Below are 23,340 nucleotides of genomic sequence, written 5' to 3' on the forward strand. Positions count from 1 at the left end.
TTCCAGCACTCCGAGACCAAGAACGGCATGACCGGAATGGTCAGCTTCTTCGACGTCTACCCGGCGAACGGCGTGGTCGCGCCCGCGGTGAACCCCGCCGGGGACGTGGCCGAGGACCGGCGCCCCGGCTCCTGATCGGGACTTCCTGATGACGCGTCACTTCGTACTCCTCAAGACGGTCGCAGTGGATCCGGTGCCCGGCAGGCTGCCCCGAGCCCGGGGCTGTTTCTCGCTGCCTCCGCGACGAATCGCAATCCCTCCAACGCCCCGCGCCGGGGCGCAACTCCCGCGAAGGAGCGAACTGAGATGAAGATGTCGGTGACCGCGACCGCAGCCGTGACGGCCGTCGCAACGGTCTTCGCCGTGCCGTCTGCCATCGCGGCGCGAACCGGACCGCAGGACAAGCCGGTTCCGGCCCAGACCTATCAGGTGATGCAGAGGTTCGTCGCGTTCAACCCGACCGACCTCAAGATCAGGACGGGCGACACCGTCGTGTGGACCAACAAGGAGACCGACGACACCACGCACAGTGTGGTTCAGGGCAACGGCGACGAGATCGACTCCCCGGACATTCAACCCGGTCAGCAGTTCACCTGGAAGTTCGATTTCCCCGGCGAGTGGGACATCGTCTGCCGCTTCCACCCAGCGATGTACCTGACGGTCAATGTCGTCGGCAAAGCGGTACCCGGGGCCAAGATGCCTGCGCAGCAGCACCACACCACCGCAGCACCACCGGCGGCCAAGCCCACCCAGCCCGGCGGTTCGACGATCCCGGGTGTGACCGGCCTGCCGATCGCCGCGAACCGGCGTGCCCACAGGTGAAGCGATCGGCGAGGCCGGGGGCCCCGGCCTCGATCCCCTCAGCGCGAGCCAGGTACTCGGGCGACGAGGTGCTGAACCACCTCTCGACCAACGGCGGCCACTCGCAGCAGGCCTGCAACCCTCGAACGCCGAGGACACCACCGACCTGTTCGTGGACTGCACCTTGACGCCCTACCACGTCGAGCGACCCCGAGCCGCGGCCGCGCCCTGGACCGGCGCGCTCACCCGCGATCGCGAGCCTGGATCATGACCGACCACACGACTGGGGTGCTCAACCTTTTCGGGGCACCGGACGCACGAAGCCTGTCCCCCCGTGCGCGCGTGGAACTACGCCGGGAAGTCATCGTCGCCGTACGTGGCGGGTTGACGCAATTGGAGGCTGCGCGTCGGTTCGGCGTGTCCCGGCGCACCGTCGGCATCTGGACGCGGGCCTACCAGTCCGGCGTATCGGCCGATATCGGCCGATATCGGCCGCAGGCCGACTCGACGGTGCCGGCACCGATGCTGACCCTCGATCAGGAGCTCACGCTCCTGCGCCTGATGCGCTTCGCCCACCCATCTCAATTGGGCCTGGACGGTCACCTGTGGACCCGTCGCAGCCTCGTCGAGATCATCCGTATCGAGACCGGTCAATGGCTGCCCGCCGACATGATCGACCACTACCTGAACCGATGGCACCTGGCCTCAGCGGCCGCCACCGGCGGTCCCTGCGCCCTGCTCCTGAGCTGTCACACGATCACCCCGCCCGACGTACGGACGACCGGTCACCCACCGCCACCGGCTCAGACCTGGCCGGTCCTGGTCGCCGAGTCCGGCCACGGCACCATCCACTTCCGCCTTTCGGACACCGCGATCGGCTTCAGCGAGGCCCGCGCCTTCGGCCGGCACCTGAGTCAACAACACCCCCGACCCGTCCAGCTGTCCGTCTGGCGATGGCCCTGCACCCAACTCGAGACCCTGCACGCCTGGCGGGCCGACCCGGGTCCTGGATTGTCGATCACAGCATGCCTGTCGGGCGAACTCGCTTTCCCGGAGTCGGGTAACCAGGTTCTTGCACCACCTGATCACTTCGAGGAGGGCCGTGTGTCCAGGCGAGGACATCCGGCGGAGTTCCGTCGGAAAGTGCTGGACCGGGTGGAGGCAGGTAGCAGCGTCGCAGCGGTTGCGGCCGATCTGGGCATCTGCGCACAGACGATCTACGTGTGGCGGCGACAGGACCGGATCGACCGTGTCGAGGCGGGGCTGTCCAGCGCCCAGCAGGTGGAGTTGGCTGCGGCAAAACGCCGCATCGCTGAGCTGGAGACCGAGCTGGCGATCCACCGCCGCGGTACCGAGCTACCCGGTGAAGTGGTGCCCCCGAACAGCGATTCGAGGTGATCGCCCCTGATCGCCGACGAAGGACTGTCGATGCAGTTCGCCGCGCGTGCTCGGGGCGTGGCGCGACGCTCACTTCGTCGGGCCGGCCAGGGCCCGTGTAGCGGCAAGAGCAAAGCGTCCGCTGGTGCGCGAACGCAAAGCGGCACGCGCTGCGTTCGCTCCGCACGCGCCGTGCACTCCGCCGCCCGGATGGGCTGAGGCCGACGCGAGAAAGAGTCCGGCGACGTGTGTCTCGGGTCGCCCGAGTCCGGGCGTGGGCCGGAGGATCAATTGTTGGTGAAGGGCGCTGGTCCCACCGTTGATGCAGCCGTCCACCAGATTGGCGTTCGCCGCTTCCAGGTCGGGCGGGAAAGCAATGTGACGACCCATCACCAGGTCACGGAATCCCGGCGCGAATTGCTCAACCCGTGCCTCGATCCGGTCGAGGAAGCCACGGCGCATCGTGGGCTCACCCCAACCGCCGGACAACACCCCGGCGGAGTCGCCACGCGGCCGGGCCGGTACGTGGGTGTAGGCCCAGGCCGACTCGGTACCTGCAGGCGAGCGGGAGGGATCAGCAGTGGTCATCTGGCCGAACAACAGAAAGGGATCGGCGGGCAGGAATCCCAGTGCCAGGGAATGCGCGAAGTGGGAGATGTCGTCGAGGCCGCCGACCAGGTGGACCGTGCCGGCGCCGGCCACGTCAGCATTGGTCCACGGGACCGGACCGGACAGCGCCCAGTCGACCTTCACGGTGGCGTCGTCCCAGGCGAAACGCTCGAGGTCCGCGCGCAACCGCGACGGCAACAACGCGCCACCCAGCAGGCCCAGGTAGAGGGCAGGCGCCGAGACATCGGCGAGCACCGCGCGCCGAGCGCGCAGCGTTTCCCCTCCACAGTGGACACCGACCGCTCGCCCGTCTCGGACCACCACTCGGCTGACCGGGGATCCGCACCGCACACTTCCGCCCGCGGACTCCAAACGGCGCACCAACGCGGCGCTCAACGCCCCCGCGCCGCCCTTCGGGACGGGGAACCCGACCGTCTGACCCAGCATGGACATCAACCAGCCGAAGACGGCACTACCGGCCGCCTCCGGGCCCAGGTCGGTGTGCATGGCGTTCCCGGCCATCAGCAGTGCGGCGCCCTCGCCGTGAAAGTTCTCCTGAGCGAACCGGCGCATCGACAGCGTCGCGAACCTGGCGAAGCGCAGGCCGTCGCGAACCCCGAGTCGCCGGGCCAGGCCGGCGCCGGACCGCACCGGCGGGAACGGGGTGATCAACGTCTGCACCAGCCAGGGGGCCAATTCCTCCCAGCGGCTGACCTGGCTCTGCCAGGCCGCGGCATCCCGGGGATCGAATTCGGCCACGGACCGGGTCGTTGTGGCCAGATCCCGGCTCAGCACGGCGGTCCGCCCGTCAAGCAGGGGATGGGCCAGCACCGCGGCTGCATGGCACCAGGACAGCCCGTGCAATTCGAGGTGCAGGTCCCGCAACACCGGGGAGCCCAATGCCAACGGATAGAACGAACTGAAAAGGTCGCTCACGAAGCCCGCGGCCGTGACCTCAGCGCTCTTCACCGCCCCGCCGGGCGCGTCCTGTGCTTCCAACACCAAGACTTCCCAGCCGGCGTCGGCGAGCAAGTTCGCGGCGACCAGGCCGTTCGGACCGGACCCGATGACGATCGCATCGAATGCACCCACGACCCGATCCTGCCCCAGGCGGGCCTGCGCAAGGAACCCGTGGTGCGACCCTCCGGCGGCCCGCCGGGCAGGTTGTCATTCCCTGCCGGGCTGGTCAAGACCTCGAACTGGAACCCGACATCGTTCAGCTGGACGAGGACCGCCGAGGAGATATTCGAATCAATCTGCGCATGTCTTCACCGTATTCGCGGCGCCGGGAGTTACTCGGTGTCGGCGATGATGGGCTTGTCGACCATATGGTCGTAAAGCCACTCGGCCATCAGAGCGCGGAAGGTCGGGGCCGAGTGGCCGAGGGTGATGGCATGGCCGGTGTCCGGAAGTCTGGAAACCACGACGTCCGGGCTGCCGCTGAACAGCTTCCCCTGCGACTCCGGATCCGGGAAGAAGGCGTCCTGCTCGCCGGCGACCACCAGGACCGGGACGCGGATCGTGCGGAGCAGGGCTGCGTCGGCGACGAAATCCAGCGGGGAGTTCAGCAGCCCGCCGCACGAATCTCGTGGGCGGTGCGCGACAGTGTCGGCGATCACCACCGGGTCCGCGTCGTGGAAGAAATCCGTCGCGGCCTCATCGTCGGTGCCCTCGATGAGTGCGTACCCGTCAGTGCTGGAGGTGCAGCGCGCCTGTTGTTCCGACACGGCCTCAGGCACGCGCGGGGAGACGAACTCGCCCGAAGCCACGACGAGCAGCCCGTCGAGGTCTTGGTACGAGTAAGCCTCGGCCATCGCGACAAAACCGGCCGCCGAATGGCCCGCCAGGGCGATCCGTTGGATCGGCAGACCGGGAGCGGTCCCGTCGTGATCGTCAGGTGGGTGCAGCTGGTACCTGCCGCTGCGCAGCTGGCCGACGATCTGGTGCGCTACGTCGGCCTCGCTACCCAGGCAGATCTTGTTGCCGTCGGGCTTTCCGCTCCCCTTGTAGCCGAGGCGGGTGATGGTCACCGAGATCTGGCCCTGCCGTGCCATCTCGGTCGCGTAGTCGTAGCCCGGCACCCGGCGGTAGTTCCAGAGACTCTCGTCGACGCCGTCACCGTGCAGGTACAGCGTCGCGGCCGTCATCGGGCCTTTCTCGAGCACCGAACTCGGACCCGTGAGGCGGCCGACCACGTCGTAACTGAGCCCGTCGGACAGGCACGGCACTTTGGAGGTGTTCGTGTTGACGACGTGGAACGTCACCGGGATCGACTTGGTCGACACGCCCGCCGGCTGGGTTGCCGCCGAGGCGGTCGGGAGGCCGGCCACGAACAGGAGGAGAGCCAGGAGGCTTGTGCCGGCTGGCCTGTGCATGGGCCCCTGCTCACCTGATGGCCGTGATGGCGCGGCAACTTGTTCTGCCGGACTTTACCCTGCCGGCGCCCGTCAACCGATGCGTCGGACCCTTGACGTTGCCCCGTGTCCGGACCAGTCCGGGACGGACGATACGCGATGCCTTCGTCGGGCCCTTCAGAGTCCGGACAGGACGTTGGCGCAGGAGGACACTGCGACGTTGCTCCGGTTCTCCTCGACCTCCAGTCGGGAGATCACGCCGTCCTCGATGACTGCCGCGTAGCGCAACGAGCGCTTGCCCAGCCCGAACGGGGAGCCGTCGAAGGCCAGGCCCATCGCCTCGGCGAAGGTTCCGTTGCCGTCGGCCAGCATCGTGATCATGCCTTTGGCGCCCTGTGAGTCGGCCCACGCGTCCAGTACCCACGCATCGTTGATCGCGATGCAGGCGATCGTGTCGACGCCTTTGCCGGCCAGGGCGTCGGCCCCGGCTACGTAGCCCGGCAGGTGGGCCTTGCTGCACGCCGGGGTGAACGCACCAGGAACGCCGAAGAGCACGACCTTGCCGGAGCCCAGGACCTCGCCGGTGCTCACCGACGTGGGCATCCCGTCAGCACCGAGGACCTTCACCTCGACGTCGGGGATCTTGTCGCCAACCGCAACCGTCATGTCGCTCTCCTGATCGTTGTTAATTAACGCGATTTCTTCGGCCTCCGCGGCGACCGCGGTGGCGGCTCGGTTGAGCTGCTGAGTGGCTTGCCGACCGCGCGTCCTGTGCATCAGACGCGCGCGGCTGAACTTCATCGGCACGAACCGTGCCACCGACGTCGACACTTGCTGCGAGTGACCCCCCGAGATGCGGCTCATGACGTGATGCACCGTCGGCATCGAAATTTTCTGAACGCTAAATGGAATATGTACCGCTACCGTTTCCTCCGCTGCACGCTGCGGGCATTCTGTTTCAAGGTTCCCGACCACAACTCGCGGGCCGAGCCGCGAACACCTCCCGGAGACCTGTCCCCACCGGGGATCGGGGTCCTGGTCGTTCTCGGTTTGCTGGTCGCCTTGACCGCTTGCGGCACCCGCGCGAGCGACGAGGCCGTCGAGACCGAGATCGCACCGGCCACGATCGCAAGCGACCCGGCCTTTATCGGCGCTCGGCGCAATACGGCGAGCACGCGCGCGGTACCGGATTGTCTGGTGCACCAATACCGGTATTACCGAGGGGTATCATTCCGGCCTCGTGCCGTTGTCCGCCAGGAAAGTAATTGTCTCGGCCTCGGTCAAGGGCCCTGTCGGAAGGTCGGCGGCGGCCGGGCACCACGCGGCGCTCGCCCAACGCCGAGCGGAACTCGCACAAGCCGAAAGCGGGCACCAGTACCACCTGCGGGAACTCACCGAGGCGCGTGCGGAGCACGCGGACCTACCGCGGTTCGCGTCCCGGCGTCGCCCCGTACCGGCCGATCTGATCCAGCGTCAGGAACCTGAACCGAGAGGAAATCCGGCGCCTTGGCCAAGCCCTGACCTGGCAGCGAGCCGACACCGAACTCGCCTCGCCCCGACCCGTCGACACCCTGGCCGGGTTCGGCACCGGGCACTCCCTTGGACGTGACCGCGACGAAGGCCACGGCATCGCCCGGTGAACGTCGCGCCGCCGACCCGCCCCCGAAGCGGTCCGCGTTCTACGTCAGTGGGGCTGCGGACCGGCCGGACCGGCGATCGGCAGACCCATGCTCGCCGCGGCCTCGACAGACGCGGGTCGTAGGTGACGAACGCGACCAGCTGGGGCCCGAAAATGGCGCTCGCAGTCGCCAGGTGGATGGCCTCCCGGCTGCGCAGGTCCGGGTCAGGATGCGCAGCCGCGGCCGCGCGGACGACATCGTCGATCTCATAACGTGCAACCCGCGCCAGGACCGCCGGCACCCCGGCGAGCAGGTCCGGTTCGGTGCGCCGCAGCGCGCGAGCCAACTCGACCTCCACCAGCACCGAGGACACCCACGGCATGGGGGATTGCTCGTCGAGCCAGTCCGCCGGCGCATCGGACTCCGCGGCGCACCAGTTCACCGGCCTCGTCCTGGGTGCGGACCGGCCCGCCCGGACGCGGCGCCGGCCCGGACACGGTTGCCGGGCGATATCTAGTACAGGTGGTCAGCCGGCCCGGCGCTTTGCGACGGCTCTTCGGGGGCGGAAAGGTGTAGTCGGGATCGTTGAGCTGCTCGGCGACCAGGCGCCGGATCCCGACCTGACGCAGGTGGTCGAAGAAGCGCCCCATCTCCTCGGCGGTCGCATCGATCCGGTCGGCGTGCCTGGGGTTGCACCCCAACGAACTGCGTCACACCCCAGCCGACCTGGCAATCACGTCCGGCGCGGACGTCAAGGTCGTCCAGCAGATGCTCGGCCACAAGTCGGCGCCGATGACCCTCGATCTCTACGGGCACGTGTTCGGCGACCGCCTCGACGCCGCCGCCACGGCTGCGCTCGCTTCGGCTCGCGTGTACCCGATCCGCGCTTCGATCACTGACCGGGCCGACCCCGGGACCGGCTGAGTGGCTCAATGCGGCCAGGCACTCGGCTCGTCCGCGGGAATCCGTCCCAGGTGCTCGATGACGACCGTGGATGCCTCGTCGTCCAGCCGGTAGAGGATCCGGAAGGCACCGGCCCGCAGGCGGCGGAACTCGGTGGTCCCGAGTTGTCCGCTCGCTGGTGGCCGGGGGTCGATCGCCAACGCCCGCACGGCGTCGCCGACCGTCGTCGCTGCCGGGCGGTCTTGACTGCGCAGCTTCCGGTACTCCGTCATGGCCGGATTGGTCCAGACGACGGTGTAGCTCATGAAGCGGCGGCGTCCCCGGCGTCGAGAGCCGCCATGAACTCCTCGTGGGTCAACTGGGGCGACGGGTCGGCCTCGCTACGCAGGCACAGCGCGATGTCAGCGTCGTCCTGGACGCGCTGCAGCTCGCGCAACGTGTCGATGCCCACGATCGCGGCCACCGGCGTGTCGCCCTCGGTCAGAAGCACGTGTCCGCCCGTTCGGGCCCGCTGGACGATCTCCTCCAGCCGGGAACTTGCCTCCGGGATGCTCAAGCCCTCCACCATGAACGCACCGTACCGTTGGGCACCCACAAGCGCCCCGAGATCGGCGCCCGGGCCCCGAGCGCGAAGCGACGCGGAGCGTCGCAATGAACTGACGCGTGACCCGGCTCGCGAAGTCTGCGAGCAGGGTTCGCCCGAACTGGTGCCCCCAACGGGATTCGAACCCGTGCTACCGCCTTGAAAGGGCGGCGTCCTAGGCCCCTAGACGATGAGGGCGGGCCTGACCCGGCGAGCCGAGGTCCGGGCAAGCATAGGCGAGTCGGTCGCCGGGCCGGACTCGGCCGTCCAGAATGGGGCCGTGCTGCAGATCTCCGATGCAGAGTTCGACGACCTGGTTGCCGACGCTCTTGACCTGCTGCCGGACAAGTTGGCCGAGGTGCTGAACAACGTGGTGGTCGTGGTCGAGGCCGACCCGCCGCCCGGCGAGGAGCACCTGCTCGGGGTGTACGACGGGATTCCGCTCACCGAACGCGACCGCTGGTACACCGGGGTGCTGCCGGACCGAATTTCGATCTTCCGCCAACCGTTGCTGCGGATGTGCTCGTCGGCCGAGGAGGTCGTCGAGCAGGTACGGATCACCGTGCTGCACGAGATCGCGCACCACTTCGGGATCTCCGACGAGCGCCTCGAAGAACTCGGATATGACTAGGGCGCAGCGAACCGCCCTACGCAGCGCGGAGTTCACCGAACTGTGGGCCTGCCGGCGAGCCGAGGTCACCGGTAGCTGACTGGCTACCGCCGTCTCGCGCAGCAGGCCCGACTCACACCCTGACGGGCTCCTCACCGCCAACCGTGCCGAGATGCTCGGGCACCCCCGAAGTGATCCACTCCCACCTCGGCGCCGACCACGCCGTGGTCGCCGGGCCCGGGTCGCGGTTCCCGGTGGGGTCCACCTCGGCCGCGGGCGCGGCGGACCGCGGCCGCTGGTGATAGTGCTGGCAGAGGTACCAATCCGGGTCCTGTTTGCAGTAGTCGGGTGGCGGGTCGTCGCCTGCTCGTACGACGGCGATCAGGGAGACCGCCAGGGTGAGGGCCAACGGGTTCAACTTTGGTGCCTCCTGCCCAGCGGGGCCTCGCGGAATGACCGACGGATTTGACGAACCTGCTGCAGCACACGAATTCCCGGTTGCTGCGCCGAACGGGGAAGTTGGGCGGTCAGTAGCACCCGTCGTCCCAGTAGTCGTCGCAACCGTCGTAGAAATCGCCACGGTCGAAGCCCCGGCCGAAATGACCGCCACGGAAGCCCCCGCCACGGCCGAAGCCACCGCCACGGCCGAAGCCACCGCCACGGCCGAAGCCGCCGCCACGGCCGAAGCCGCCGTGGCCCCCGCCTCCGTGGTGGGCGGGTGCAACCGCAGGGGTGGTGGTCGGGGCGGTGGCCGCGCCCGCGGTCGTGGCACCCGCGCCCAACAGTCCACCGGTCAGCAGGCATGCCGTCGCGACTCTGCGGGTCCTGAACCAGATTGAATGCATGTCCATCTTGAATTCCAATCCTTCCAATAATGGAACGGCGATTCGTCCAGAAGCCCCGTCGGGGTAAGCACGGCGGGGCTCTCACACCGTTGGATATGTCCTCCGGTTACGGACCCAGGACACGGCGTTGCGACGTGGGCCCACCAGTCACCAGCGAATCACGCGTCCATGATTTTCCCGGCTGTAACATTCGACCGCCACCATGGTGCCGGGGCGCTGGGCCCCAACGATCCGGTCCCGGCGGGAGGCATCGTGTTCGGCTCCGACGTTGGCATGTCGCTGCCCTTCTGGGATCTGGCCGACATCGTCGAGGAACTGCGCCGCAGTGGCCTGAGCACCGAGCGGATCGCCGCGCAGGTCTCCCGCACCCCGGCGCAGGTGGTCGGCGTGGAAATCATTGCCGGCAAGGTGCGCGATGAACTCGAGCGCTTGGTCCGGTGCTGAGCGTCGAGGCCGAACCGGCACCCGGCGGTCCGATCGAGGGACCTCGGTGAGTAACCGCACCGGCCCCGTCGACGGCGGGGTCGACTGGGCTCTGGCGCGGGCCGCTCTGCAGTCCGAGACCACCCGGCTGACCACGATGCTGCGCACCGTGCGTCGTCCCACCGCGCCGGCGCCGGCGACCTGGACGCCGTGCGGGCCGCCTTGCCGGGTCTGCTCCCGCCGGATGCAACCGCGATGATCCAGACCCCGCAGGAGCTCGCGAAATTCACGGTGGCAGCGGTCAAGGCCTGCTGGGACCCCGACCTCGCCGCCGTCGCCGACCGGATCGACCGCGCTGCCGCGGCCTACCTGAACGCCTGTGCCGACTGGCACCCGGAACAGGCCAACCAGTGGATGATCCATGGCGTCCGGTTCACCCAGCCCACGTTCACCTGCCACCTGCTCAACGAGACCATCACCCACGCCTACGACATCGCCCGCGCCCACCGCCGCCCCTGGCGCGTCGACCCCGACCACGCCCGCTACGTCGTCGAAGGTTTCGTGCTGCCAGTGCTCGCCCGCCGAGCCGCCGACGACAGCCCGGGAGTCGGGCACCTGCAACTGCGCATCCGCGGCGGGCGGAACTACCTCGTCGAGTTCACCGCCGCCGGCGGGGCCCGAATCGACGCCGGACACCGCACCGGCAAGGCGGATGCCTACCTGTCCGCCGACCCCGCCGCCATGCTGCTGGCGCGCTGGCGGCGCGTGCCGACGTGGCGCTCGCTCCCCACCGGTGGACTGCTGGCCTGGGGCCGCAAACCGTGGTTGGCCACTCGACTGGCGACCCTCGCCCCAGCGATCTGAGCCTGGGCCGGATTCCAGCCCAGTAGGACGATTTGGACCGACTCCCCCGGCGGCCGATGCGGCGTCCGGCCGTCGGGGAGTGTCGGCGCCACGATCCTGGCGAGGCGTTGTTTCAGGCCCGGTACGTGGATGTGAACACCGTTCGCGGGCCACGGATCCAGCCCCGGGGTGACTGTCCGGGCCCGGCGTGGCGACACGCGGTCTGCAACAAGCCGGAAACCTGCCGCGATTAGCTTCCGCTGATGGAAACGGCGCCAATGTCGCCGGGTCTTCCCGGCTCACCCCCACCCAGTTTCGAGTACGCGACCGCGATCGACCTGCTGGGCCACGTGATCGCCCTGCAAGGTGCCCGGATCGCCACCGAGCGATCACGTTGCCACCACGATCCGGTCCTGATCGCAGCACTGCAGGCCGAGCGGGCGGCGGCCGTGCGAGCCGCCGTCGACTTGACGTCGAGCGACCCGCAACGGTTGCGCGAGACCGTCGAACGCTACCGGCGGGTCCAGGACAGGCTGCCTGCCCACACCGCCGGCGTCGGCTGGGAAAGCGGCACCAGAGGCCGGTAACCGGACTCCCCGGTCGGGTCATCGGACCCGCAGGGGCCGCATCATCTCGTTGTCCTCGTGGGGCAGGTTGTGGCAGTGCCACACGTAGTCGCCGGGCCGGTCGAAGCGGACCCGGATGCGGGTCACCTCGCCGGGGTAGGCCAGGACGGTGTCTTTCGGACCCTGTTCCTGGGGCAGCGCGGGCCTGCCGGGCCCGATCTGGATGTTGTGCAGGGCGCCGGTCACCGGGTCGCTCACGGCAGTGAACGGTGCCCGGTCCAGGACCTCGAAGGCGACCTGATGCAGATGCATCGGATGGGCGACTTCCATGTCGTTGTAGAACTCCCACACCTCGACCTCGCCCAGCCGCGGTGTTTCGGTGACCGGGTCGCGATAGGTGAGGTGGCCCAGTTCGGTTGTGCCGAGCAGGTTCTGGATCCGACCGTATTCGTCCAGGCGCTCGCCCAGGGTGAGCCGGCGGGTGACCACGGCCGGGCCAGGCACCGCGAACGGCCCCGAGCGCAGCCTGGGCGGGAAACTGATCGGCGGCGCCGTCCGGTCCAGGGGTAGGTCGACTCGTAGCTGCAGGACGTCGGCTGTGGCCGGACTCGGCGGCAGCCCCAGCGGGAACGGGGCCGCGGCGAGGTTGCGCATCGTCAGCGTCCGGCCCGCGAAGTTGCTGAAGTCCACGACGATGTCGGCCCGCTCACCAGGGGACAGCAGTAGCGGCTCGCCCAGCGCTACGGGGTGTTCGAGGAACCCGGCGTCCGTGCCGATCGCGACCATGGTCGCCGCGGGACCGGCCGGTGGCGTGATCGCCAGGGCGTAGACGCGGGAATCGGAGCCGTTGAGCACCCGGAACCGGTAGGGCCGGGGTTCGACCCGCAGGTGGGGCCAGGCCCGGCCGTTGACCAGGATGACCTCGCCGTAGAAGTCCACGAACTGCGACGGCCCGGCGCGCCGCCCCGGCAGCGGTGAGGAGAGGTCGGGGTAGGCCAGCCGGCCATCGGGATAGAAGGTGCGGTCCTGGATGACCAGTTCGACCTCGTGTTGCTCGGCGGGCAGCCCACCGGATTCCATCAGCTCGGTCTCGTGGTCGTCGCGCAGCAGGTAGAACCCGGCCAGCCCGGCGTACACATTGAGCCGGGTGATCCCGAGCGTGTGGTCGTGGTACCAGAGGGTCGCCGCTTCCTGACTGTTGTCGTAGCGGGAGGTCGTGGAGACGAAGGCTGCGCCGGTGTCGCCCCGGGCGGTGAACCATTGTTCCGGGCCGCCGTCGGAAGCGGCCTCCACGTGGCCACCGTGCAGGTGCGCCACCGCCGGGACGCCGGCCTCGGCGATCGACAGGTCGTTGTGGCTGAAGGCCCAGTGCAGTGTGGTGTCCACCGGGCCCAGATGCTGTCGCGGGAGGCTGTTGGACCACTCCAGGTTGATCGGGCGACCGCGGTGCGCCACCACGGTAGGCCCTGGGTAGCTCGCGGCCGCCGCGGTCCGACCGTAGCCCCAAACCGGGGTCGGCAGACCTACCCCGAGCACGTCCTGGATCGTTTGTGCCATCACCAGCCGATGGTTGCCACCCGCGGTGGCGTTCATCCGCAGCCCATGCTGGGCCGGTACCAGCAACGGTTGGACGAACCTGGGAATGGCATTGGGATCGGCGATCGGCTGCCGGTACAGCGGATCAACGACCGCGGGCAGACGATCCCGACCGACCGGCCGAGCCGCAGCCGCGGATGGCGCCAACAGGAACCCCGCCCCGGCCGCCCCCAACGAGCCCAGGAACCGCCGCCTGGTGACGCCGGTCTGCGCCGGTACTGCCGGCCGCTTCACCGATCGATCCCTGTCGTGGGCAGCACGGGCGACTCGAACTCCTCAGCGGGCGAGAGGACCCATTGATCCTGAACGGGCCATGCCATGGCCCGTCGGCGCGGTCCAGCTCACGTGCGACGATCCACCGCAGGCGCGGACCAACCCCGCGGACATGCGCGACGGACCGTCAGAACACCCTGCTGCTTTCCGCCGGGGAGCAGGGGCGTAGTCACCGATCGGACAGTAGTTGTCATGTCAACTTCAACCTAGGCCTTGATGGATGACATGTCAACAAATCCGGTCGAGCCGTACGTGACGGTGGGTCAGTTCGCCGGGTTCACAGGTTGAATCGTTCGCAGTGGATCGAGCGGCGGGGTACGCCCAGCGAGCGGGCCGCCCGGGCGACGGCTTGCATCATCGCGGGTGGTCCGCAGACGAAGACGTCGCGCTCGGCGATGTCCGGGACCAGCCGCGCCAGGCCGGACGGGCCCAGAGGCTCGTCCTCCGGGTTGGTCGGTCGGGGGCCCAACAGGTGGTGCACGGTGCCGCCGCGTTTCTCGGCCAGCTCCTCGAGTTCCGCGCGCAGGGTCAGGTCCTCCTCACGGCCGGCCCGGTGGAGCAGGACCAGTCGTCCGGCGTCGGCGGGGAGGGTCTCGAACAGTGCCCGCATCGGGGTTATGCCGATGCCGCCGGCGATCAGCACGACCCCGGGACGGGTGCGTCGGGTGGCGACCAGACCGCCGTAGGGGCCGCTGAGCAGCGCGCGGGTGCCCGGGGAAAGTCCAGGCAGGGCAGCGGTATGCCGCCCGCAGGCTTTGACCGTGACGCGGACGGCGTCCGGCGTGGGGGCAGTCGACATCGAGAACGGGTGGGACTGCCACCAGCAGCCGCGGGTTAGGAACCGGACGCGCACGAACTGACCGGCCGTCCCGCCGAAGGTGTGCATGTGACGACCCGTCATGCGGATCGTGACCACGTGGGCGGACTCGACCCGGACTTCCTCGACCGCCGTGCGGTGGACGAGTGCGCGCACGGCGGGGGTGAGAAAACGGAAGACGAGCAGCGCCGTGCCGACGGCCACGAACCAGCCCTTCCAGAGCAACTGGTGGGCGGGGTGGCCGCGGAAGTCGGTGCCGACAGCAAGTGGATGCCAGAAGGCCAGCCCGATGGCGACGTAGGTGGCGAGGTGCACCAGGTGCCAGACCTCGTAGGGCAATCTCGACCGGGAGACCCGTGCGCTGGTGACGCCGACGAGCACCAACAGGCCGAATCCGAAGGTGGCCGCCAGGACGTGCGGGTAGTGGTCCCACAGCGTCCGCAGTTGGGCCGGCACCCCCAACCCGGAGATTTTCGCGTAGCCGACCACGATCAGCACCGCGTGACAGGACAGCGCGACCAGGACGCTGCGCCCGACCAGGGCATGGATCTGAGCGAGTCGATCCGTGCCGACCGCGCGATCCAACCATGGCACCCGCGCCATGAGCAGCACGGCGAGACCTGCGAGGAATCCCCCGTAGAGGCCGAACAGGCGACCGGCCGCAGTCAACCTGTTGCTCGACCCGGCCGCGATCTTCGGGATGTCCGCCCACCAGCCGAGCGTGATCGCCACCAACGCGACCAGGACCGCTGCGACCACGAGCACCGGGACGACCTCGTGCCTGGTCGGCCTGACCGACCCGGGTCCCCCGGGGCGCGATGTCGCGCTCCCGGCATCCCACGCGGGATCAGCTGTGGAAACCGTCAACGTTCGACCCCCGAGTCGTCGTGGAAGATCCGGGCAGTGCGGAAGGCCACGGCTGCCCGAGAACTACGTGCGCCGTCGCGCCGGGCACCCGTTTGGCAAGTTGACGTCGGATCCTTGGCGCAGTGGGCGGGTCCGGAGCACGCGCGCAGCCCGAACCCGCGCAAATGGGTATGCCTCGGGGTTACGGGTCGTCGCGCGCGGATCCTGGAACGGGGCCCCAAGACCCTCGCCGGAGGACTAGGGCGCCAGGAACGAGAATCCGGGCAGGTTGCGGAGCACGCCGAACGCGAGGATCAGTCCCACCAGCGCATAGCCGTGGCCGGTCCGCACCCGCAGTCGCGCCCCGCTCCGCCCGCCGGCCGGCGACCTCAACCAGCCGACCCAGGCGTACGCGACGACCGGCAGCGCGGCGACCAGCAAACCGTTGCGGTGGACCGCCGCCGCGAGGTCGCCGTGGGTCAGGGCGTGCACCGCACGCAACGAACCGCACCCCGGACACCAGAGCCGGGTGCCGGCGTGGAACGGGCACAGCGGGTAATGGCCCGGTCGATCCGGGTCCACGACGGCGACCCAAATGGTCGCGGCGGCCACCGCGGCCGCGACGCCGACCGGCGCCGCCCAGCGGCGGACCGCCGGAGTCACGACCGCGCCGGTCATCGGGCCCGGACCACCACGGTGCCGGCCAGCTTGTCCCACCAGGCCTGGCGGCGATCGGACTTGTCGAACGCCGGCGACAGCGCGGACACGATGCCGGGGATCAGGCACAGCACCGTGCCCAGGCCCATCAGGATGGTCGCCGCGGCCCAGCGCCTCGTGGCAATTGCGCTGGTCGGGATCCGACCGTCGACCAGGGACACCACCTTGATCCCGCGGGCCTTCTTGCCCACGGTGGCGCCGCGTTGGGAGATCATCCCGATCTCGTAGGCCGCCGACGCACCCAGACCGACCAGATCGCCGAGGACCTGCGAACCGGCCCCTCCGTGGAACGTCAGTGCCGAGACGATGATCGCCACCGGCAGCAGCACGATCGCGTCGATGATCCGGGCCAGCAGTCGGTCGCCGAGGCCGGCCGCCGTGGTCCCGGCCGGAAGGCCCGGGCCCGGCCCCGCGCCGTAGGGCTGCTGCCCCCACGGCGGCGCCCCGGGCGGCGGTGCGCCGTACTGGCCCGGCGGTTGGCCGTAGGTGGCCGGCGGGCCGTAAGTCGGTGGGCCGTAGTCCGGCGGCGGGTCGCCGTACGGTCGCTGGCCCTGGCCGTACTGGGGCGGTACGCCGTACTGCGGAGAGCGGCTGAACGGCGGGTTCGGCGGGTCGTCGGGTCGCTCAGCTCCGGATTGGCCGGTCCGGTCGGGATCTTCGTCGCTCACGCGCACCTTCCCTCGGGCGGGTCCTGCCTCGACCCTACTGACCCTCAGCGATACGGCCCGACGTCGCGGACCTCGATGACCGCTTCCCCGCGCTCGTCCGAGGCGGCCAGGTCAACCTCCGCGCGGATGCCCCAGTCCCGTTCCTCGTCGGGGTCGTCGAAGATCTGCCGGACGGTCCACCGCCCGGGCAGGCCGTCCGGCTCGCGGTCGAGGACCAGCAGGTGCGGACCGCGCGCGGCCGGCCCGGTGGCCAACGGCCCGTGCAGCGCGACGTACTCATCGATCGCGGTCGCCCAGGCCCGGGCGGTCCAGCCGGTGTCGGCGTCCAGCGCGCCGAGGTCGTCCCAGCGCCACGCCGCGGCCAACAGCACCCGCCGAAACATCGCGTTGCGCACGAGCACGCCGAACGCCCGTGGGTTCGCGGTGATCGGCCGGGGGCCCTCGGACTCGGTCCGCTGCCGCCGGTCGCGCGGCGCGACGCCGTCGGCCATGGCCTCCCACTCATCGAGCAGGCTCGAGTCGGTCTGGCGGACGGTCTCACCGAGCCACTCGATGAGGTCGCTGAGTTCCGGGCTCTTCTCAGCCTCGGGGACCGTGCGGCGCAACGCGCCGTAGATGTCGGTCAGGTAGCGCAGCACCAGGCCCTCGGACCGGGCCAGCCCGTAGCCGGAGACGAACTCGGCGAAGGTCTGCGCCCGCTCGGCCATCTCGCGGACCACCGATTTCGGCGACAGCGGATACTCGGCGATCCACGGGTGTCCGCGGCGGTAGGTCTCGTAGGCCGCGTCGAGAAGTTCGGCCAACGGCTGCGGCCAGGAGACGTCCTCCAGCCGCTCCATCCGCTCCTCGTAGTCCAGCCCGTCGGCCTTCATCTCGGCGACCGCCGCGCCCTTCGCCGCGTTCTGCTGCGCGAACAGCACCGGGCGCGGGTCCTCCAGCGTCGACTCGAGCACCGAGACGACGTCCAACGCATGCGTCGGTGAGTCCGGGTCGAGCAGGTCCAGCGCTGCGAGCGCGAATGCGGACAGCGGCTGGTTGAGCGCGAAGTCCTTCTGCAGATCGACCTTCACCACGAACTGACGCCCCGTCGGATCCCGGGTCTCCAGCCGTTCGATGACCTCCGCGGCCAGCAGTTCCCGGACGATCGCGATCGTGCGACGGATCATGCGGTTCTGCGCGCTGCGGTCGGAATCGTTGTCGCGCAGGAGGTGGCGCATGTGCTCGAAGCCGTCGCCGGGCCGGGCGATCACATTGAGCACCATCGAGTGGCTGACCCGCATCCGGGAGGCTAACTGCTCGGGTTCGGCGTGGATCAGTCGTTCGAAGGTCTCCTCGGTCCAGGAGACCTTGCCCTCCGGCGCCTTCACTTTCTGCACCCGCTTGAGTTTCAGCGGGTCGTCGCCGGCCTTGGCGACCCGTCGGGCGTTCTCCACCACGTGCTCCGGGGCCTGCACGACGACGTCGCCGACGGTGTCGAAGCCGGCCCGGCCGGCCCGGCCGGAGATCTGGTGGAACTCCCGGGCGCGCAGCACTCGGGTGCGGTGCCCGTCGAACTTGACCAGGCCAGTGAGCAGCACGGTGCGGATCGGCAGGTTCACGCCGACGCCGAGCGTGTCCGTGCCGCAGACGACCTTGAGCAGGCCTGCTTGGGTCAACTGCTCGACCAGCCGACGGTACCGGGGGAGCATGCCGGCGTGGTGCACGCCGATGGCGTGCCGGAGGAGCTTGCTCAGTGTCGCGCCGAAGCCCTTGGTGAACCGGAAGTCGCCGATGGCCTCGACCAGGGCCTGCTTCTCCGCGGAATTGCACAACGGCACCGACAGCAAAGCCTGCGCCCGCTCCATCGCGTCGGCCTGAGTGAAATGCACGATGTACAAAGGAGCCTGACGGGATGTCAGAATTTCGCTGACGGTCTCGTGGACCGGGGACAGCACCCACCGGAAGTGCAGTGGCACCGGCCGGACCGCCGAGGTGATCACCGCGGTGTCCCGGCCGGTGCGACGGGTCAGGTCCTCCTGGAACCGGGTGACGTCGCCCAGCGTCGCGGACATCAGCAGGAACTGTGCATCCGTCAGTTCCAGCAACGGGACCTGCCAGGCCCAGCCGCGGTCCGGGTCGCCGTAGAAATGGAACTCGTCCATCACGATCTGGCCGACCTGCGCGGCCGAGCCCTCCCGCAGCGCGATGTTGGCCAGGATCTCGGCCGTGCAGCAGATGATCGGGGCGTCGCGGTTGACGGCGGCGTCGCCGGTCATCATCCCCACCCGCTGGGGCCCGAACAGGTCGCACAGGGCGAAGAACTTCTCCGACACCAGCGCCTTGACCGGTGCCGAGTAGAACGTTCGCCGTCCGTCGGCCAGCGCGGCGAAGTGCGCCCCGGTGGCCACCAGCGTCTTGCCCGACCCGGTCGGCGTCGTCAGGATCACGTTCGATCCCGACGCGATCTCGATCAGCGCCTCGCTCTGCGCCGGGTACGGCTCCAGGCCCGTGCTCGCCACCCAGCCGGTGAACGCGTCGAACACCGCGTCCGGGTCACCGGTCGAGGGAAGGCGATCAGCAAGGTCGCTCACCGGCGCGCCTTCGTTCGCGTGTGTCGGGTGAGCGGTGGCTGGCACTGTGACATTGATTCGCTCGCGGGCTCGCTCATCGGCGCGCCTTCGTTCGCGTGTGTCGGGTGAGCGGTGGCTGGCACTGTGACATTGATTCGCTCGCAGGCTCGCTCATTGGAAGGGCGCTGGGGACGGTCGCCCGGTCTGGATCGGGAACGGGGTCGGTGGGCTGTGGTCGGAGTCGCGCATCGTGCGCCCGGCCAACGCGACCGGGAACGTCAACGCGTAGGCCACACCGGGGTCGACACTCGTGCAGCGGTAGGACCCCGGGTCCTCGACCTTGAAGCCGACGTCGACGGTGTGCGACGTGTACTGCACGGCCGGTCGGTGGACCCGCTGCTCAGGCTGCTTGACCGTCCGCCCGGCCTTGTCCTTGGTGCCGTCCGGGACCGGGCAGCCGGCGCCGCGGACCAGGAACGTCGCCTGGATCGCGCCCTGGTCGACCGTGCCGAGTTGCACGACCGAGGTCGGGTCGATCTCGTGGCGGGGCGAATGGGCCACGACGACCGCGACGACCGCGGTCAGACCTGCCACGGTTGCGGCCGCCAGCCCGGCCTGCAACCTGCGGTCCATGCGGCAATGTTGCCCGACGCGTCGGGGTCGCAATCGGGGGGCGCGGCCGCGGCTCCCGAACCGCGGGGCAGGGGCAGGTCCGCTCGGAGCCCGGTTGGCCTACCCTTCGCCTATGCAGTCGACGAGGACGCGCGGGCCTGGCCCCACTGCGGCGCGACTGCTCGGGGTGACCGTCTGCGGGCCGGCGCCCATCGGCCGGGTGCACATTCCGTTGCACGAGCCGCTGCTCGCGCTCTACGGCCGCAACGGCGTCGGCAAGACCCGGCTGCTGACCGCGATGATCGCCACGCTGCGCGGCCAGTGCGTCGAGGACAGCTGGGGCCTGGTGCACGTCCGCGTGCCCGAGGTCGATGCCGGGCTCGACCTGCCCGGTGACCCCTGGCGCGAGGATCTGGCCCGGGCCATGCGCGAACACCTGAACCGGCTGCGCGGCGACGTGGTCGCCTTCTTCGCCCGCCGCCGCGACGAGGAGTTCGACGAGGGCTCCGGCGACGAGTACGCCGAGGTGCTCGACGACTTTCGGTCGTTCACCGCCGCGGTCGTCGACGAGAAGCACAGCCCGACCAACCTGCGCGAACTGGTCGGTGCGCATTTCGCCGCCCAGCAGATGCTGCTCGGCGAGCTCGAGCACGTCGGCGACTTCATGCGGTTCCACGCAGGCGTGATCAGCGAGGTCACCGCGGGCGGTCATTTCGTGCTGCGGGCTACCGGAACGGCCCGGCAACCCAGATGGAGCGTCTACGCAGCGGCATCGGCGCTCGAGCCGGCGTCCGCGGCGATCCTGGAGCAGGACCGGGCCGGGTCCGAGGAAGGGTCCGCGGACGACCCCGGCCCGCCCGCGTCGGTGAACGCGCCGGTTTCCAACTCGGGATTCCCGTGGCGCGAGCTGTCCGACATCTGGGACGTCTTCGGCACCGACCGCGGCTCCCTCGGTCCGACCGGCACCCCGGGCCGGAGCAAATTGGACCGGGGGGTGGAGTGGGTCACCGACGTCGAGTGGCCCTCGTGGGCGGCGGTCCCGGTACTGGAGGTGGCCTCGGTCACCGCACCACTGGTCGCGATGGTCACCGACGAGACCACCACCGACGACGTGGACCGCCTCACCCGCGAGCACATCCTGCGCGCGGCCTCGGGCCGGGTGCTGGCCTCGTTCGCCTCCGGCGGGACCGTGCTGCACCCGGACGTCGAGCCGTTGCTCGACGGCTTGACCGCCGACGCCAGCCGTTTCCTGCGCTACGTGTTCCCGGACGCGCCGCGGTTGGTCTTCGCGCCGGGCGACCCGAATGCCTGGTTGGCCGGCTCGCTGCCGATCTGGGTGGCCCAATTCGCTGACGGCACGTCACTTCCACTGGGGGCGTTGTCGACGGCGCAGAAGCGGTGGGCCTCGTTGTCCTGCGCGTTGGCGGTCTCGCAGGCCTCGGCCGACTCGCTGCCGGTGGCGTTCCTGTGCGACGAACCGGAGTCGGGCCTGCACCGGCGGGCCGAGGCGGAACTGCCCCACGCGCTGGTGCGGATCGCCGCGGAGTCCGGCGTGCGCATCGCGGTGGCCACCCACTCGCCCGCACTGCTCGACCCGAGCCGGGTGGTGCTGGTCCACGTGAACCGGCTCGCCTCGGGTGCGGCGGCGGCCCGGCCGATGGACATGGCGCTGCGCGAGGAACTCGAACGCGAGGTGATGAGCGAGGACCTCGGGCTCACCCCGGCCGACCTGCTCCAGATGGTCCGGTGCATCGTGATCGTCGAGGGCAAGCACGACGAGGTGGTGCTCGGCGGCCTGCTCGCGGATGACCTCGACGCGTGGAGCGTGATCTATCCGGTCGGCGGGGCAAAGCAGATGGTGTCGCTGGCCTCGGCCGGGCTGCTGTGGGATTTCACCGACGCCTCGATCGTGATCGTCGTCGACAACATCGCCCGGACCACGATCCAGCCGGTGTGGGAGAAGGCGCAGGCGGCGATGGCCGCCGGGCGCGTCGAGGCCGCCATCCGGGCGTTGGTCCCGCTGGGCAAGCTGCCCGGCGCGGAGGCGCGGTGGATGCAGAACCTGCTGACCCGGGCCATCAAGGCGCGGCGCGGGCACCGTATCCGGCTCGAGACGCTGTCCGCGCCGGACGTCATTTGCTACCTGCCCGCCGAGGAGTTCGTCCCCGGCAAGACCTGGGACGAGCTGATCGCGGAGTGGCGGGAGTCGTTCGGCGACCGTGAGGCAACCAACATCAAGGCGTTTCTGACGCAGCGTTACGAAGTCGCGTTCAACACCGAGCGCATCGCCCGGATCGTCACTCGAGCCAAACCCAACGCCGAGATGCAGGCCCTGGGGGCTCGCATCCGGGAGCTGGGCAAGCCTTCGTCGTTCACCGCGGACTGACCGCGGACCGGAGATCGAGGTCGGGAGGGGCCATGGATTTCTCATTCTCGCCACGTGTTTCAGAGTGGCGCGAGCGCATCGCGGAGTTCGTCTCGGCGGTCGTGATCCCGCGTGAGCAGGAGGCATTCGTCGCCGGCGTCGACGACGACCTGCGCCGCGAACTGCAGGCCGCCGCCCGCGAGGCGATGGTGTGGGCGCCGCAGGCACCGACGGAGTTGGGCGGCGGCGGGTTCTCGTTGGCCGAGTCCGCGGTGCTGCTGGAGGAGGCGGGCACCAGCCTGCTGGGTCCACTGGCGATGAATTGTCACGCCCCGGACGAGGGCAACATCCACATGCTCGATGTCATCGCCACGCCCCCGCAGCGGGAGAAGTACCTGATCCCGCTGGTCGACGGCGACGTGCGCAGTTGCTTCGCGATGACCGAACCGGCGCCCGGCGCCGGCTCCGACCCGTCGGCGTTGGTCACCACCGCCCGCAAGGTTGCCGGCGGTTGGTCGATCAGCGGGGAGAAGCACCTGATCACCGGCGCCGAGGGCGCGGCCTTCGCGATCGTCATGGCCAAGGGGGGCGGTGGAGCTGACGGGTCGTCAGGCGCGACGATGTTCCTCGCCGACACCGACAACCCAGGCTGGCAGCTGACCGGCCACGCCCGGACCATCGACACCACCATGCCTGGCGGTCACCACCGCGTCGCCCTGCACGAGGTGTTCGTCGGCGACGACGCCGTCCTCGGTGAGGCCGGCCGGGGGTTCGCCTATGCCCAGGTGCGGTTGGCCCCGGCCCGGCTGACCCACTGCATGCGCTGGCTCGGCGCCGCCCGCCGGGCCCACGGGATCGCCCTGCAGCGGGCGGTCAAACGGGAGCTGTTCGGCTCCGCGCTGTCCGATCTCGGCATGGCGCAGGCGATGATCGCCGACAACGAGATCGAGCTGCAGGCCGCCCGGCTCATGCTCTGGCACACCTGCTGGGAGCTCGACAACGGCGCCCCGGGCACCGAGGAGTCCTCGCGCACGAAGGTGTTCGTCTCCGAGGCCGTCAACCGCATCGTCGACCGCTCGGTGCAGCTGTGCGGCGGCCTGGGCACCAGCGAGGAACTCGTCGTCGGACGGATCTTCGCCGACATCCGGGCCTTCCGGATCTACGACGGCGCCTCCGAGGTACACCGCATGTCGATCGCCCGCCACGTGGCCAAACGAGCCCGGGCCTGACCGACTCGGCGCAGCCTGTCCCGACCGGAGGGCTTGGCCAGATAGTCTCGATCCGGTCGGGCCGCTAGCTCAATTGGCAGAGCAGCGGACTTTTAATCCGCGGGTTCGGGGTTCGATCCCCCGGCGGCCCACCCC

At 69.8% G+C, this 23,340-nt stretch carries 23 protein-coding genes and 2 tRNA genes; 11 read left to right on the forward strand and 14 right to left on the reverse strand.

All coding sequences use genetic code 11. From position 1 onward, the window contains the following. Window positions 1-306 precede the first annotated feature (306 nt). Together VHU88_08060 and VHU88_08065 are read left to right on the forward strand one after the other, a co-directional pair. Window positions 307-822 (forward strand): plastocyanin/azurin family copper-binding protein, encoded by a 516-nt coding sequence (locus tag VHU88_08060; GenBank protein HEX3611624.1) that lies wholly within the window; start codon window positions 307-309, stop codon window positions 820-822. A 246-nt stretch (window positions 823-1,068) separates the two neighbouring features. Continuing rightward, a complete protein-coding gene (locus VHU88_08065) occupies window positions 1,069-2,199 on the forward strand; it encodes a helix-turn-helix domain-containing protein (protein HEX3611625.1) in 1,131 nt (376 codons plus the stop codon). Window positions 2,200-2,268: 69 nt separating this feature from the next. Here the strand turns inward: VHU88_08065 and VHU88_08070 are convergent, their stop codons facing one another. The 3 genes from VHU88_08070 to VHU88_08080 form a co-directional block, all read right to left on the reverse strand. Then, complete coding sequence (locus VHU88_08070; GenBank protein ID HEX3611626.1) at window positions 2,269-3,879, reverse strand: NAD(P)/FAD-dependent oxidoreductase; 1,611 nt, start codon at window positions 3,877-3,879, stop codon at window positions 2,269-2,271. A gap of 200 nt (window positions 3,880-4,079) precedes the next feature. Next, complete coding sequence (locus VHU88_08075) at window positions 4,080-5,072, reverse strand: alpha/beta hydrolase (protein HEX3611627.1); 993 nt, start codon at window positions 5,070-5,072, stop codon at window positions 4,080-4,082. Window positions 5,073-5,318: 246 nt separating this feature from the next. Next, window positions 5,319-5,807: a peroxiredoxin gene (locus VHU88_08080; protein HEX3611628.1), complete on the reverse strand. Its 489-nt coding sequence runs from the start codon at window positions 5,805-5,807 to the stop codon at window positions 5,319-5,321. Between the two features lie 1,643 nt (window positions 5,808-7,450). On the opposite strand from VHU88_08080, the gene VHU88_08085 reads away from it, so the two are divergent. Next, on the forward strand, window positions 7,451-7,684 hold the full coding sequence (locus VHU88_08085) for a tyrosine-type recombinase/integrase (protein HEX3611629.1): 234 nt from the start codon (window positions 7,451-7,453) through the stop codon (window positions 7,682-7,684). Between the two features lie 5 nt (window positions 7,685-7,689). On the opposite strand, the gene VHU88_08090 is transcribed toward VHU88_08085, so the two are convergent. The 3 genes from VHU88_08090 to VHU88_08100 all read right to left on the reverse strand — a co-directional run bounded on the left by VHU88_08090 (window position 7,690) and on the right by VHU88_08100 (window position 8,444). Further along, on the reverse strand, window positions 7,690-7,968 hold the full coding sequence (locus VHU88_08090; protein ID HEX3611630.1) for a type II toxin-antitoxin system RelE/ParE family toxin: 279 nt from the start codon (window positions 7,966-7,968) through the stop codon (window positions 7,690-7,692). Beyond that, entirely contained in the window at window positions 7,965-8,231 is a 267-nt protein-coding gene (locus VHU88_08095) for a type II toxin-antitoxin system prevent-host-death family antitoxin (protein ID HEX3611631.1), read from the reverse strand. The genes VHU88_08090 and VHU88_08095 overlap by 4 nt, the downstream gene beginning before the upstream one ends. Window positions 8,232-8,368: 137 nt before the next feature. Beyond that, window positions 8,369-8,444: transfer RNA gene (locus tag VHU88_08100), tRNA-Glu, on the reverse strand. Window positions 8,445-8,526: 82 nt separating this feature from the next. On the opposite strand from VHU88_08100, the gene VHU88_08105 reads away from it, so the two are divergent. Next, window positions 8,527-8,877: a metallopeptidase family protein gene (locus VHU88_08105; GenBank protein HEX3611632.1), complete on the forward strand. Its 351-nt coding sequence runs from the start codon at window positions 8,527-8,529 to the stop codon at window positions 8,875-8,877. A gap of 112 nt (window positions 8,878-8,989) precedes the next feature. Here the strand turns inward: VHU88_08105 and VHU88_08110 are convergent, their stop codons facing one another. After that, window positions 8,990-9,274, reverse strand: a complete 285-nt coding sequence (locus VHU88_08110; protein ID HEX3611633.1) for a hypothetical protein — start codon at window positions 9,272-9,274, stop codon at window positions 8,990-8,992. Between the two features lie 109 nt (window positions 9,275-9,383). Continuing rightward, window positions 9,384-9,707 (reverse strand): hypothetical protein, encoded by a 324-nt coding sequence (locus VHU88_08115; GenBank protein ID HEX3611634.1) that lies wholly within the window; start codon window positions 9,705-9,707, stop codon window positions 9,384-9,386. Window positions 9,708-9,953: 246 nt separating this feature from the next. Between VHU88_08115 and VHU88_08120 the strand changes: the two genes are divergently transcribed. The 4 genes from VHU88_08120 (at window position 9,954) to VHU88_08135 (ending at window position 11,554) form a co-directional block, all read left to right on the forward strand. After that, on the forward strand, window positions 9,954-10,145 hold the full coding sequence (locus tag VHU88_08120) for a hypothetical protein (protein ID HEX3611635.1): 192 nt from the start codon (window positions 9,954-9,956) through the stop codon (window positions 10,143-10,145). Between the two features lie 46 nt (window positions 10,146-10,191). Beyond that, window positions 10,192-10,383, forward strand: coding sequence for a hypothetical protein (locus VHU88_08125; protein ID HEX3611636.1), 192 nt, complete (start codon window positions 10,192-10,194; stop codon window positions 10,381-10,383). Continuing rightward, entirely contained in the window at window positions 10,380-10,988 is a 609-nt protein-coding gene (locus VHU88_08130) for a hypothetical protein (GenBank protein ID HEX3611637.1), read from the forward strand. The genes VHU88_08125 and VHU88_08130 overlap by 4 nt, the downstream gene beginning before the upstream one ends. Window positions 10,989-11,230: 242 nt before the next feature. Continuing rightward, on the forward strand, window positions 11,231-11,554 hold the full coding sequence (locus VHU88_08135) for a hypothetical protein (GenBank protein HEX3611638.1): 324 nt from the start codon (window positions 11,231-11,233) through the stop codon (window positions 11,552-11,554). A gap of 18 nt (window positions 11,555-11,572) precedes the next feature. Here the strand turns inward: VHU88_08135 and VHU88_08140 are convergent, their stop codons facing one another. The 6 genes from VHU88_08140 to VHU88_08165 all read right to left on the reverse strand — a co-directional run bounded on the left by VHU88_08140 (window position 11,573) and on the right by VHU88_08165 (window position 19,632). Continuing rightward, window positions 11,573-13,363 (reverse strand): multicopper oxidase, encoded by a 1,791-nt coding sequence (locus VHU88_08140; GenBank protein ID HEX3611639.1) that lies wholly within the window; start codon window positions 13,361-13,363, stop codon window positions 11,573-11,575. Window positions 13,364-13,679: 316 nt separating this feature from the next. Then, entirely contained in the window at window positions 13,680-14,984 is a 1,305-nt protein-coding gene (locus VHU88_08145; protein HEX3611640.1) for a ferredoxin reductase family protein, read from the reverse strand. Window positions 14,985-15,323: 339 nt separating this feature from the next. Beyond that, on the reverse strand, window positions 15,324-15,743 hold the full coding sequence (locus VHU88_08150; protein HEX3611641.1) for a DUF2752 domain-containing protein: 420 nt from the start codon (window positions 15,741-15,743) through the stop codon (window positions 15,324-15,326). Further along, complete coding sequence (locus VHU88_08155; GenBank protein HEX3611642.1) at window positions 15,740-16,450, reverse strand: RDD family protein; 711 nt, start codon at window positions 16,448-16,450, stop codon at window positions 15,740-15,742. Before VHU88_08155 ends, VHU88_08150 begins: the two co-directional genes overlap by 4 nt. Before the next feature lie 44 nt (window positions 16,451-16,494). Continuing rightward, window positions 16,495-19,020 (reverse strand): DUF3516 domain-containing protein, encoded by a 2,526-nt coding sequence (locus VHU88_08160; GenBank protein HEX3611643.1) that lies wholly within the window; start codon window positions 19,018-19,020, stop codon window positions 16,495-16,497. Window positions 19,021-19,170: 150 nt separating this feature from the next. After that, window positions 19,171-19,632 carry a hypothetical protein gene (locus tag VHU88_08165; GenBank protein HEX3611644.1) on the reverse strand — a complete coding sequence of 154 codons (462 nt, stop codon included), beginning with the start codon at window positions 19,630-19,632 and terminating at the stop codon, window positions 19,171-19,173. A gap of 112 nt (window positions 19,633-19,744) precedes the next feature. Between VHU88_08165 and VHU88_08170 the strand changes: the two genes are divergently transcribed. From VHU88_08170 to VHU88_08180, 3 genes are all read left to right on the forward strand, one after another. Continuing rightward, on the forward strand, window positions 19,745-21,997 hold the full coding sequence (locus VHU88_08170) for an AAA family ATPase (GenBank protein ID HEX3611645.1): 2,253 nt from the start codon (window positions 19,745-19,747) through the stop codon (window positions 21,995-21,997). A 32-nt stretch (window positions 21,998-22,029) separates the two neighbouring features. Then, window positions 22,030-23,205 carry an acyl-CoA dehydrogenase family protein gene (locus tag VHU88_08175; protein ID HEX3611646.1) on the forward strand — a complete coding sequence of 392 codons (1,176 nt, stop codon included), beginning with the start codon at window positions 22,030-22,032 and terminating at the stop codon, window positions 23,203-23,205. A gap of 58 nt (window positions 23,206-23,263) precedes the next feature. Further along, a tRNA-Lys gene (locus tag VHU88_08180) sits at window positions 23,264-23,336 on the forward strand. Window positions 23,337-23,340: the final 4 nt, after the last annotated feature.

The organism is Sporichthyaceae bacterium (assembly GCA_036269075.1).
Taxonomy (GTDB): Bacteria; Actinomycetota; Actinomycetes; order Sporichthyales; family Sporichthyaceae; genus DASQPJ01.